The 12192-nt window shown below is 72.4% G+C and carries 11 protein-coding genes; 8 read left to right on the top strand and 3 right to left on the bottom strand.

Going from position 1 to position 12192, the window contains the following annotated elements:
- Positions 1–15: 15 nt before the first annotated feature.
- A complete protein-coding gene (locus ASF38_RS06265; RefSeq protein WP_235497463.1) occupies positions 16–618 on the top strand; it encodes a TetR/AcrR family transcriptional regulator in 603 nt (200 codons plus the stop codon).
- Here ASF38_RS06265 and ASF38_RS06260 read toward each other — a convergent pair.
- Positions 615–2144 (bottom strand): dolichyl-phosphate-mannose--protein mannosyltransferase, encoded by a 1530-nt coding sequence (locus ASF38_RS06260; RefSeq protein WP_056552465.1) that lies wholly within the window; start codon positions 2142–2144, stop codon positions 615–617. The two genes, ASF38_RS06265 and ASF38_RS06260, sit on opposite strands and share 4 nt — an antisense overlap.
- A 107-nt stretch (positions 2145–2251) precedes the next feature.
- A complete protein-coding gene (locus ASF38_RS06255; protein ID WP_056574459.1) occupies positions 2252–3220 on the bottom strand; it encodes a hypothetical protein in 969 nt (322 codons plus the stop codon).
- A gap of 211 nt (positions 3221–3431) precedes the next feature.
- Here ASF38_RS06255 and rsmI point away from each other — a divergent pair, with 211 nt between their 5' ends.
- The 7 genes from rsmI to ASF38_RS06220 all read left to right on the top strand — a co-directional run bounded on the left by rsmI (position 3432) and on the right by ASF38_RS06220 (position 11767).
- Positions 3432–4262 (top strand): 16S rRNA (cytidine(1402)-2'-O)-methyltransferase, encoded by an 831-nt coding sequence (rsmI, locus tag ASF38_RS06250; protein WP_056574456.1) that lies wholly within the window; start codon positions 3432–3434, stop codon positions 4260–4262.
- A 97-nt stretch (positions 4263–4359) separates the two neighbouring features.
- Entirely contained in the window at positions 4360–5928 is a 1569-nt protein-coding gene (gene metG, locus ASF38_RS06245; protein WP_056574453.1) for a methionine--tRNA ligase, read from the top strand.
- Positions 5925–6800 carry a TatD family hydrolase gene (locus tag ASF38_RS06240; protein WP_055969013.1) on the top strand — a complete coding sequence of 292 codons (876 nt, stop codon included), beginning with the start codon at positions 5925–5927 and terminating at the stop codon, positions 6798–6800. Before metG ends, ASF38_RS06240 begins: the two co-directional genes overlap by 4 nt.
- 75 nt (positions 6801–6875) lie before the next feature.
- Complete coding sequence (locus ASF38_RS19060; RefSeq protein ID WP_055969010.1) at positions 6876–8060, top strand: resuscitation-promoting factor; 1185 nt, start codon at positions 6876–6878, stop codon at positions 8058–8060.
- Between the two features lie 59 nt (positions 8061–8119).
- Entirely contained in the window at positions 8120–8935 is an 816-nt protein-coding gene (gene rsmA / locus ASF38_RS06230; protein WP_369815173.1) for a 16S rRNA (adenine(1518)-N(6)/adenine(1519)-N(6))-dimethyltransferase RsmA, read from the top strand.
- Between the two features lie 61 nt (positions 8936–8996).
- The gene (locus tag ASF38_RS06225; RefSeq protein ID WP_056574451.1) at positions 8997–9920 is read left to right on the top strand and encodes a 4-(cytidine 5'-diphospho)-2-C-methyl-D-erythritol kinase; all 924 of its coding nucleotides are present in this window, start codon (positions 8997–8999) and stop codon (positions 9918–9920) included.
- A complete protein-coding gene (locus ASF38_RS06220; RefSeq protein WP_056574449.1) occupies positions 9917–11767 on the top strand; it encodes an ABC-F family ATP-binding cassette domain-containing protein in 1851 nt (616 codons plus the stop codon). The genes ASF38_RS06225 and ASF38_RS06220 overlap by 4 nt, the downstream gene beginning before the upstream one ends.
- A gap of 58 nt (positions 11768–11825) precedes the next feature.
- Here ASF38_RS06220 and ASF38_RS06215 read toward each other — a convergent pair.
- Positions 11826–12192 (bottom strand): MarR family winged helix-turn-helix transcriptional regulator (locus ASF38_RS06215; protein WP_156366831.1); only part of this gene is annotated, 367 nt, incomplete at its 5' end.

Below are 12192 nucleotides of genomic sequence, written 5' to 3'. Positions count from 1 at the left end.
GCCGTCGTGCCCTCCATGCGCGAACGCCTCCTCGACGCGGCCCAGCAGGTCGTCGAGTCCGAGGGGTGGAGCGCGATCACGATGTCGCGGATCGCCCGGCTGGCCGGGGTGAGTCGTCAGACCGTGCACAACGAGCTCGGCACCAAGCACGCCCTGGCGCAGGCGCTGGCGCTGCGCGAGCTGGACCGCTTCCTCGCCGTCGTGCGCGACCGCCTGCGGGAGGCCGACGACATCGTGTCCGGCGTCCGGGCGGCCTGCCGGGGCGCCCTCGAGCTGGGGGAGCGCAGCGTCCTCGTCCGCACGATCGTCACGTCGGTCCCCTCGGAGCAGGACGGCGACCTGCTGGCGATCCTCACCACCGAGTCCGGCGAGATCGTGGAGGCGGCGTCGGCCGTGGTCAAGGCCGAGCTGGTCGACCAGTTCTCGCCGCTGCCGTTCGCCGACGCCGAGCTCGACGTGGCCGTCGAGGTGGTGGTGCGGCTCGTGCTCTCGTCGATCACGCGACCGTCGAAGCCGGCCCGCGAGGCGGCCGACGAGGTGGCCTGGATGCTGGGTCTGGCCATCGCCGGGCGCGAGGCGTCGGGCTCGGCGGTGGCTGCTCCTGGCTCCGGGGCCTAGATCCAGCGGCTGAACCACATCCGGCGGTACCAGGCGTCGTAGGAGATCAGCGCGTCGGTCCAGATCGGCTGGAAGAACCAGAAGAGGACCACGGTGGCCACCACGAGCAGGCCCACCACCAGCCCCACGGCGTAGCGCTGACGCGCCGTGGTGGCCGCGCGCCGCGCCTCGTCGACCAGCAGGCAGACGGCGACGATCATGAACGGGAGCACGACCACGGCGTAGAAGCTGAAGATCGGTCGGTCGGTGCTGAGGAACCAGGGCAGCCATCCTGCGGCGACGCCGACCACCGGCACCGCCCAGCGACCGTCGCGGGTCCGGAACCACGCCACGACCGAGGCGATCACCGCGAGGGACCCGGTCCACCACACGGCGGGGTTCCCGAGGGCGGTCACCACGCGCATGCACGACGAGTCGGCCGGAGCGCCGCAGGTGGCGGCGGGCAGGTCGTTCTGCGCGTCGAAGGCCACCGGCCGCTCGAGCACGAGCCAGCCGAGCGGGTTCGAGGCGTAGGGGTGCGTCTTGCCCGCGAGGTAGTCGCCGGTGTGGAAGTCGAACAGCATCACGTGGAAGTGCCAGAGCGACCGGAAGGCGTCGGTGACCGCGCCGAGCGCGCCGGGGGTGGGCGAGGCGACGTAGGTGCCCCACGACGGATCGCCCAGGCCGTAGCGCTCGGCGTACAGCTCGTGGTGCAGCAGGAACCCGGTCCACGACACGAGGTAGACCACGAGGGTCACGCCGACGATCGTCACGAAGGCCGGCAGCCCGGTGACCAGGGTCGTGCGGATCCAGCCGAAGCGTGGTCCCGACGACCCGGTCTCACGTGCGTGGCTGCGTCGGGCCAGCACCTCCCACACCACGACGACGAGGCCGAACGCGGCGAGTGCGTAGAGACCGCTCCACTTCGTGGCCGTCGCCATGCCGAAGCACAGTCCGGCGGCGAGCTGCCAGGGTCGCCAGGGCCGGTGGCGGTCGAGCCGTGCGCGGACGGCGTCGCGGTCTGCGACGAGGCAGGCCACGGCGGCGACCACCCAGAAGGCGAGGAACACGTCGAGCAGGGCGGTGCGCGACATCACGAGGTGCATGCCGTCGAGGCACAGGAGCAGCCCGGCCAGGCAGCCCACCCACGTCGACCCGGTGAGCCGGCGCACGAGCCGGGCCAGCACCAGGACGGTGAGGGCACCGACGACGGCGGCCGAGACGCGCCACCCGAAGGAGTCCATGCCGAACAGCTGCTCACCGAGCGCGATGAGCCACTTCCCACCGTCGGGATGGGCGATGTAGGCGGGTTGGCCGGTCATCAGGTCCGCGAGGTCGCCCGCCACGATCTTGTCGTTGGCGTCCTCGACGAAGTCCTGCACGTAGCCGTGCTGCAGCAGCGAGTACGCGTCCTTGGCGTAGTAGGTCTCGTCGAAGACCAGCAGGTTGGGCCGTCCGAGGTGCCACAGCCGCAGCACCAGCGCGAGCACCGCCACGGACAGCGGGCCCACCCACCCCACGACGCGCTCCCGCTCCCACCCTCGCACCCGCCCATCCTGCCAGCCCCCACGAGCGGTGACTTCTCCACCGAATGGCGTGTTCGGATGGCGAGCGGTGAGAATTCCACCGTCTCAGCGCTGACACGGTGGAATCCTCACCGCTCGGCGGGCTCGATGCCGTCGAAACCCTTCAGGCGGACCAGTGGCTCGGCGGTCAGTGCCTCCCACAGGTCGCCGAACACGGGCGGGGGACCCTCGTAGCCGGCCCGCACCATCGCGCGGTGGACCTCGAGAACGGTGGTCCGCGGCTGGGTCAGCATCCTCGTCGTCACCTGCACGTAGTGCCAGGAACCGTCGCGCAGGCCGCCGTAGCGGTGGATGTCTCGCTGGAACTGCTGCGTGCTCAGGGCGTGCTGCCGACCTTCGAACTCGACGACCAGCCGGATCGACCGGTAGACCAGGTCGCCGCGGGCGAGGAATCGACCGCAGCGGTCGTGGACGTCGGCGTTCACCTCGGGGACGGGCAGCCCGGCAGCGACCAGGAGGCACCGCAGGTGGCTCTCCGGGAGACTCGCTGCTCGTCCGTCGACCATCGGCAGCCACTCCTCGACGCGACCGCTCGCGGCGCGCCAGTGCTGGTCTCGCAGAAGCTCACGGAGCAGGTCGAGCCGCAGGTGACCCCGATGGAGGAGCCAGTCGGCCACCTGGACGATCTCCAGCGGGGTGAGCTCGGCCGCGGCCATCAGGAAGGCGCCCTCGACGTCGACCGATCCCTCCCGGTGGGGTGGCATGCGGGAGGTGCGGTGGACGAAGATCCGCTGGTACCGGAGGTGGTGGTCGCGAGCCAGCGTGAAGCGGAGTGGCACGAGGTCGTCGAACTCCAGTCCGAGCGGCACCAGCCGGGTCAGGTGGCTGAGACAGGCGTCGTCGGGAAGAGCCAGACGAGCCGCAGCGATGAGAGCGGTGGCGTCGAGGACCGTGTCGCGGTGCCGGTAGACCCGCGGGAACTCCTCGACGAAGCGCCTGTGCTCGAGCATGCGAGCGGTGACGCCGGCGGCCATGGCTTCGTCGCGGTGGAAAGCACGTCCGACGAGGGTGTCCGGAAGGGGGATGGGGCGGCGCATTCCTCCATCCGACTCGGCTGGAGGGCAGGAGGCGAGGGGCCCCGGCGAGCCTGTGGAGAACGTCAGTCGTCGTCCTCGTTGCCCCTGTGGACACGCTCGAGCGGTGCGGATTCCACCGTCTCAGCGCTGAGACGGTGGAATCCGCACCCGCCGCGGCAGGCATGCCCCATTCGGTGGAGAAGTCACCGCTCGGGGGTGGGAGGATGGGGGGATGCTGATCCTCGCGGCGACTCCCATCGGGCGGGCGGACGACGCGTCGCCGAGGCTCGTCGCTGCGCTCGGGTCGGCCGACGTCGTGGCGGCGGAGGACACCCGACGTCTGCGCAGGCTCGCGGCCGACCTCGGTGCGACGGTCGGTGGGCGGATCGTCTCCTACTTCGAGGGCAACGAGCGCGAGCGCACCCCCGAGCTGGTGGAGCACCTCCAGGACGGGCTCGACGTGCTGCTCGTGACCGACGCCGGCATGCCGAGCGTGTCCGACCCGGGCTACCGGCTGGTGGTCGCGGCGCTCGAGGCCGACGTCGACGTGCACGCCATCCCCGGCCCCTCGGCGGTGCTCACGGCCCTCGCGGTCAGCGGGCTGCCGGTCGACCGCTTCTGCTTCGAGGGGTTCCCGCCGCGCAAGGCCGGCGAGCGCGACCGCGCCTTCGCCGCACTCTCCACCGAGCCCCGCACCATGGTGTTCTTCGAGTCGCCGCACCGCACCCGTGCCACGCTCGCCGCCCTGGCCGCGGCCCTCGGTGACGACCGTCCCGCCGCCGTGTGCCGCGAGCTGACCAAGACCTACGAGGAGGTCGCGCGTGGCACGCTCGCCGAGCTGGTGGCCTGGGTCGACGAGCAGGAGCACGGCGTCCGCGGCGAGGTCACGCTCGTGGTGGCCGGCCACGTGGCCGTCGCCGCCGACCTCGACGACGACGCCCTCCGGTCCCTGGTCGCCGCCGCCGAGTCCACCGGGCTCAGCCGCAAGGACGCCGTCGCCCAGGTGGTCGCCGACACCGGCGTGCGCAAGCGCGTGGTCTACGACGCCGCCCACGCACGCTGACAAGCGGCCGACCGGCCCAGCCCCGACCGACGCCCCACGACCCCCGCCTGTTCGACGCAGCGCCGGACGTCCGGGCCGCGGTCACTAGGATCGTGGCGTGTCCTACTACGTCACCACGCCGATCTACTACGTCAACGACGCGCCGCACATCGGCCACGGCTACACGACGGTCATCGGCGACATCCTCACCCGCTGGCACCGGCAGCGTGGCGAGGACGTCTGGTACCTGACGGGCACCGACGAGCACGGCCTCAAGGTGCTCCGCAAGGCCGAGCAGAACGGCGTCACGCCGCAGGAGTGGACCGACCGGCTGGTCGAGACGGAGTGGAAGCCGCTGCTCGAGACGCTCGACATCGCCAACGACGACTTCATCCGCACCAGCGAGGCGCGCCACGAGGCGGGGTCGCAGGCGTTCTGGCAGGACCTCTACGACCGCGGCGAGGTCTACAAGGGCGAGTTCACCGGCTGGTACTCCGTGGGGTCGGAGGAGTTCGTGGCCGAGGACGACGTCGCCGACGGCGAGGGCGACGACGAGGGCCACAAGGTCTCCGCGCTCGACGGCTCCCGGGTGGAGCACATGACCGAGGAGAACTACTTCTTCCCGCTCAGCAAGTACGCCGACCGCCTGCTCGAGCTCTACGAGAGCAACCCCGACTTCATCCAGCCCGAGTCGGCGCGCAACGAGGTCGTCTCGTTCGTGCGCCGCGGGCTCAAGGACCTCTCCATCAGCCGGTCCACGTTCGACTGGGGCATCAAGGTCCCGTGGGACCACTCGCACGTCATGTACGTGTGGATCGAGGCGCTCCTCAACTACGTGACGGCGGCGGGCTACGGCGTCGACGACGAGCGCTTCGGCGAGCTCTGGCCGGCCGACGTGCACCTCGTCGGCAAGGACATCGCCCGGTTCCACGCGGTCATCTGGCCGGCCATGCTCATGGCCGCAGGCCGCCCGGTGCCGCACCGCGTGTTCGCCCACGGCTGGCTGCTGGTCGGCGGGCAGAAGATGAGCAAGAGCAAGGCCAACGGCATCCGTCCCGACGAGCTGGTCGACGTGTTCGGATCCGACGCCTACCGCTACTACTTCGCGCGGGCGCTCACGTTCGGCGCCGACGGCTCGATCTCCTGGGAGGACATGCGGGCCCGGTACCACGCCGAGCTGGCCAACGGCTTCGGCAACCTGGCCTCGCGGGTGGCCGCCATGATCGGCAAGTACTTCGACGGCGCGCTGCCCGCCGCCGGCCCGCACGGCCCGGCCGAGGACGCCCTCGTCGCGCTGGTCGAGGAGTCCGTGCTCGAGGCCGACCGCGCGATCGACCGGATCGCCCCGCAGGACGCCCTCGCCCAGGTGTGGCGGATCGTCGAGGCGCTCAACGGCTACCTCACCGATCAGGCGCCGTGGCAGGTGGCCAAGGACGAGTCGCAGAAGGAGCGGCTCGCGACCATCCTGGTCACCGCGGCCGAGGGCCTGCGCGTGCTGGCCGTGCTGCTCAACCCCGTCATGCCGAAGGCGTCGGCGTCGCTGTGGGAGTCCCTGGGCGCCGAGCCGGCGCTGGGGGCGCTGGCCGACCAGCGCATCTCCGCGGCGGCGGCCTGGGGCCGGCTGCCCGAGGGCTCGGTGATCACGAAGGTCCCGAGCCTGTTCCCACGCATCGAGGACGCCGAGTGACCGACGCGGGCTCGGCCCGCTGGCCCTGGCCGGACGCACCGGAGCCGCTGCCGTCGCCGGTGGTCGACAACCACTGCCACCTCGACCACCGGATCAAGGGTGGCCTCGTCATCGACGTCGACGACGCTCTCGACCGTGCTGCCGCGGTCAACGTGAACCGCATCGTGCAGGTCGGCTGCGACCTCGAGGGGTCCCGGTGGGCGGTCGAGACGGCCCGGGCCCACCCGGCCGTCGTCGCCGCCGTGGCCCTGCACCCCAACGAGGCGCCGCTGCTCGACGCCGACGGCACGCTCGACGCGGCCCTGGCCGAGATCGACGCGCTCGCGCAGGACCCGCAGGTGCGGGCGGTGGGGGAGACCGGGCTCGACTACTTCCGCACCGGGCCCGACGGTCGCGACGCGCAGCACCGCTCGTTCCGTGCCCACGTGGCCATGGCGAAGCGCCACGACCGCACGCTCGTCATCCACGACCGCGACGCCCACGACGACGTGCTCGCGCTCCTGGACGACGAGGGCGTGCCCGAGCGCACGGTCATGCACTGCTTCTCCGGTGACGCCGACGTCGCCCGTCGGTGCCTCGACCGCGGCGCGTACCTGTCGTTCTCGGGCACCGTCACGTTCAAGAACGCCGAGCCGCTGCGCGAGGCGCTCGCGATCACGCCGACGGATCGGATCCTCGTCGAGACCGATGCGCCGTTCCTCACACCGATGCCGCACCGCGGGCGCCCGAACGCCTCGTTCCTCGTCCCGTTGACGGTGCGTTTCATGGCTGAGTTCCTGGGCCGATCCGTCGACGACCTCTGCCGGGCCATCGACGAGAACACCGACCGCGCGTTCGGAGGATCCTGGCAGCAGCACGGCTCCGCTGTTTGACGGCACGGGCCTCCTGTCGCAGGGTGGTGAGGCTGCCCATCTCCAGCCGTCCCTGTCCCCGACCAGAGGAAAGCAGTGCGTCACCCTTTCTCGAAGTCCCCCCAGACCCCCCAGACCGGCTCCTCGGCCACCCCCGCGGCGACGCCCTCCCGCAGTCGCCACCGCCAGACGAAGAAGCGTGTCGTCATCGCGCTCAACCTGGCCGTGCTGCTCGTCATCGGCGCCGGTGTCGCCGCCTACGGCACGCTCGGCAAGACCGTCACGCTGGACGTCGACGGCCGCAAGGACACCGTCCGCACGTTCGGCGCCTCCGTCGGGTCGCTGCTGAAGAGCCAGGACGTCCGGACCACCGACGCCGCGGTCAACGCCGAGCCGACCGCCTCGGTGTCCGACGGCGACACGATCAAGGTCCGCTACGCCAAGGACGTCGTGCTGGCCGTCGACGGCACGGTGAAGCGCGAGACCGTGCACGCCGCCACCGTCGGCGACGTCCTCGACGAGCTCGACGTGGACCCCGCCCCGGGAGCCGACGTCAGCGCCGACCGCGACACCCGGCTCGACGACACGGGCTCGCAGGTCGTCGTGTCCAACCCCAAGAAGCTCACGGTCTCCGTGGACGGTGACGACCGCTCGGTCACCAGCGCAGCCCCGACGGCCGAGGGCGTGCTCGAGGAGGCCGGCGTGCGGCTCGACCAGAACGACGAGGTCACGGCCGGCGACGCGATCGGTCGCGCCGCCCTGGTGAAGCCGGGCGACGACGTCGAGGTCGTGCGCATCGAGATGGTCGACACCACCGAGAAGCTCGAGCGCGACCTGAAGGTCGAGTACCGCGACGACGACTCCCTCGAGAAGGGCACCGAGAAGGTCCTGGAGGAGGGGAGCCCCAGCGAGGTCCAGCAGCAGGTGCTGCTCACGAAGGCCGACGGCAAGGTCCGCCACCGCCTGGTGCTCACCTCGAGGACGCTCGAGAAGGGCGCGCCGCGCGTCGTGGCGCGTGGCACCGCCGAGGCCCCGTCCGTCGAGGACGGCAGCGTGTGGGACCGCATCGCGAAGTGCGAGTCCGGCGGCAACTGGAGCATCAACACCGGCAACGGCTACTACGGCGGTCTGCAGTTCTCGGCGGCCACCTGGCGCAGCGTCGGCGGGCCCGGCCTGCCGCACGAGCACAGTCGCGAGGTGCAGATCAAGTACGCCAAGATCCTGCAGCAGCGGTCCGGCTGGGGCCAGTGGTCCTGCGCCGCGAAGGTCGGTGTCGGCTGAGCGGCCCGGCGCTCCCGCCGTCGTCGTCGCGCCCGCCCTCGTTGCTGGGCGCGACCGAGGTGCGTCGGATCGCTGACGCGATCGGCCTGCGCCCCACGAAGCAACGTGGCCAGAACTTCGTGGTCGACGCCAACACCGTCCGGCGCATCGTCCGCACCTCCGGGGTCGGTCCCGACGACGTCGTCGTCGAGGTCGGCCCCGGACTGGGTTCGTTGACGCTCGAGCTGCTGGGCGTGGCCAGCCAGGTGGTGGCCGTCGAGATCGACCTGGTCCTCGCAGGACGACTGCCGATCACCGTGGCCGAGCACGCGTTCGACCACGCCGACCGGCTCCACCTCGTGCAGGCCGACGCCATGCGCGTGGAGGAGCTGCCGGGCCCGGCGCCAACGGCGCTCGTGGCCAACCTGCCGTACAACGTGTCGGTGCCGGTGCTGCTGCACCTGCTCGAGCGCTTCGACTCGATCGAGTCCGTGCTGGTGATGGTGCAGGCCGAGGTGGCACATCGGCTCGCCGCCGGCCCCGGGTCCCGCACGTACGGGGTGCCGAGCGTCAAGGCGTCCTGGTACTGCGACGTCGCCCTGGCCGGCACCATCGGACGCCAGGTGTTCTGGCCCGTCCCGAACGTCGACTCGGCCCTCGTGTCCCTGCGTCGCAGGCCCACGCCCGGCGACGAGACCCTGCGCCGCGCGACCTTCCGGGTCGTCGACGCCGCGTTCGCCCAGCGCCGCAAGACGCTCCGCGCGGCCCTCTCGGGACTGGTCGGCTCGGGAGCGGCCGCGGAGGAGGCGCTGCGGGCCGCAGGCGTCGACCCGCAGGCACGTGGGGAGCAGCTCGACGTCACGGACTTCGCCCGCATCGCGACGGTCCTCGGCTGAGCCCTCGACCGGTGGGCCCGTTGCCACGGCGCCGCGCTCGGCCCGTCTGTAGGTTGGGGCGGTGACTTCCGTCAGCGTGCGCGTGCCCGCCAAGATCAACCTGTGTCTCGGCGTCGGGCCCGTGCGCGAGGACGGCTTCCACCCGCTCGCGACGGTGTACCAGGCCGTCGACCTGCACGACGAGCTGCGCGCCACCGTGGTCGACTCCGACGAGATCACCGTGACCACGACGGTCGACGTCGAGGACGCCGAGGCCGAGGCCGCGCTGGTGCCCGAGGGATGGGACAACATCGCGGTCCGTGCGGCTGCCGCGCTGCGTGAGCACGCCGGCATCGAGGCCGGCATCGACCTGGCCATCCGCAAGGTCATCCCGGTGGCCGGTGGCATGGCGGGCGGCTCGGCCGACGCGGCGGCGGCGCTGGTGGCCTGCAACGACGCGTGGGGGTTGGGCTACTCCCGGCACGACCTCGAGCCGGTGGCCGCGTCGCTCGGCAGCGACGTCCCGTTCCTGCTGCACGGTGGCAACGCGATCGGCGGTGGCCGCGGCGAGACGGTCAGCCCGGTCCTCGCCCGCGGGTCGTACCACTGGGTCTTCGCCGTCGCGGCCGAAGGCCTGTCGACGGCGGCCGTCTACGCCGAGTTCGACCGGCTCAACGAGGGACGCGACGTGCCGGAGCCCGAGGTGCCCGACGCGCTCCTCGCCGCGCTCCGCTCAGGCGATGCCCAGGCGCTCGGTGCGGCCCTGTCCAACGACCTGACCGAGGCGTCGCTGTCGCTGCGGCCGGAGCTGGAGGCCACGCTCGACGTCGGGCGCCAGGCCGAGGCCCTCGGGGCGATCATCTCCGGGTCCGGCCCCACCTGCCTGTTCCTCGCCTCCGACGAGCAGCACAGCCTCGACATCGCGATCGCCCTCGCCGGTGCCGGTGGCTGCGCCGACGTCGTGCAGTCCACCGGCCCGGTCCCGGGCGTCCGCTTCATCGGATGAGCGGCAACACTCGCGGCGGGGGCACCACCCGCCCCCTCATCGGTGGTGAGGGCCTCCAGCTGTCGTTCCCGACCAAGGACGTGCTCGACGACGTCACCCTGGGCCTGGCCGAGGGCCAGCGCGTGGGTGTCGTCGGCCGCAACGGCGACGGCAAGTCCACGCTCATGCGGGTCCTCGCGCGACGGCTCGAGCCGGACGAGGGACGCATCACCTGGCGCCGCGACCTGCAGGTCGGCTTCGTGGACCAGGCCGACGTCCTCGACCCCGCCGTGGTCGTGTCCGACGCGGTGGTGGGCGACACGGCCGAGCACGAGTGGGCCGGCGACGCGAAGGTGCGCGACGTCGTGAACGGTCTGCTGTCCGACGTCCCGTGGGACGCGCGGGTGGGGGACCTGAGCGGTGGTCAGCGTCGACGGGTCTCGCTCGCGGCGGTGCTGGTGGGCGACCACGACGTCCTGTTCCTCGACGAGCCCACCAACCACCTCGACGTGGAGGGCGTCACCTGGCTCGCGGCGCACCTCAACGCCCGCTTCGCCTCGGGGCAGGGTGCGTTCGTGGTGGTCACCCACGACCGGTGGTTCCTCGACGAGGTGTGCACCGACACGTGGGAGGTGCACGACGCGGTCGTCGAGCCGTTCGAGGGCGGCTACGCCGCGTACGTGCTGCAACGGGTCGAGCGCGACCGGCAGGCCGCGGCCTCGGAGTCGCGTCGCCAGAACCTGCTGCGCAAGGAGCTGGCGTGGCTGAGGCGCGGCGCGCCCGCGCGGACGTCGAAGCCGAAGTTCCGCATCGACGCGGCCAACGAGCTGATCGAGCGCGAGCCTCCGGTGCGCGACGAGGTGGCGCTCAAGCGGGTGGCCACCGCGCGTCTGGGCAAGGACGTCGTCGACCTGCTCGACGTGTCCGTGGCCTACGGCAGCCACGAGGTCCTGCAGCGGGTCGAGTGGCGGATCGCCCCCGGTGAGCGGGTGGGCATCCTGGGCGCCAACGGCGCCGGCAAGAGCACCCTGCTCGGCCTGGTCGCCGGGACGGTGCAGCCCTCGAGCGGCCACGTCAAGCGGGGCAAGACCGTGCAGGTGGCCACGCTGTCGCAGTCGCTGGCCGAGCTCGACGAGATCGCCGACGACCGGGTCCGCGACGTCGTGGCCGGGCGCCGCGCCAGCTACCAGGCCGAGGGCGCCGAGGTCACGCCGTCGCAGATGCTGGAGCGGCTCGGCTTCTCCAGCGTCCAGCTGTCGAACCGGGTCAAGGACCTCTCCGGTGGCCAGCGGCGACGGCTCCAGCTGCTGCTGGTGCTGCTCGACGAGCCCAACGTGCTGATCCTCGACGAGCCGACGAACGACATGGACACCGACATGCTGGCCGCGATCGAGGACCTCCTCGACACGTGGCCCGGGACCCTGCTCGTGGTCAGCCACGACCGCTACCTCCTGGAGCGCGTCACGGACCACCAGTACGCCGTGCTCGACGGTCGTCTGCGTCACCTGCCGGGTGGGGTCGACGAGTACCTGCGGCTGCGCCGACGCGAGGCAGCCGAGGCGTCCGGCGGTCCCGACGCCGTCGCCACGGCCACGGCCGGCGGGACCTCGGGCGCCGTCGACTCGTCCACGACCGGATCCGGACCGAGCCGTTCGGCGGGCTCGGCGCAGGACCGTCAGGACCGCAAGGAGGTCGCCCGGCTGGAGCGACAGATCGAGCGGCTCACCGCGCGCGAGGCCGACCTGGAGCGTCGGATGGTGGAGGCCGCGGCCGAGCCCGACCGGTTGCTCGCCCTGTCGAGCGAGCACGCCGAGGTCGTGGCCGACCGCGACCGGCTCGAGGAGCGGTGGCTGGAGCTCGCGGACTGACGGACCGCGACCCGCGGCCGTCGGCCCCGTGAGAGCGGCGTCGCCCGGGCGGGGACGCTCAGACGTGGCGGGCGAGCGTGCGCAGGGACGCGGCGAGCGCCTCGGCGTCGCGGGGCGGGAGGCTCGACAGCAGCGACCGCTCCTGCTCCAGCAGCTCGTCGAGCGCGGCGTCGACGGCGCTGCGTCCGGCGGCCGTGAGCGTCACCTGGACGCCTCGCCGGTCGGCCGGGTCCGCCTCGCGCGAGACGAGTCCGCGCTCGGTGAGCCGATCGACGCGGTTGGTCATCGTCCCGCTGGTCACGAGGGTCTCGGTGACCAGGCGCCCCGGGGAGAGCTGGTACGGCGGGCCGGAGCGGCGCAGCGCCGAGAGCACGTCGAACTCCCACGGCTCGAGCGAGTGGGCCGCGAAGGCGGCGCGGCGGGCG

It is taken from the genome of Aeromicrobium sp. Leaf272 (genome assembly GCF_001422865.1).
Taxonomy (GTDB): Bacteria; Actinomycetota; Actinomycetes; order Propionibacteriales; family Nocardioidaceae; genus Aeromicrobium.
Note: the sequence above shows the minus strand (reverse complement) of the source record. Positions and strands in the feature narration are given on the sequence as shown.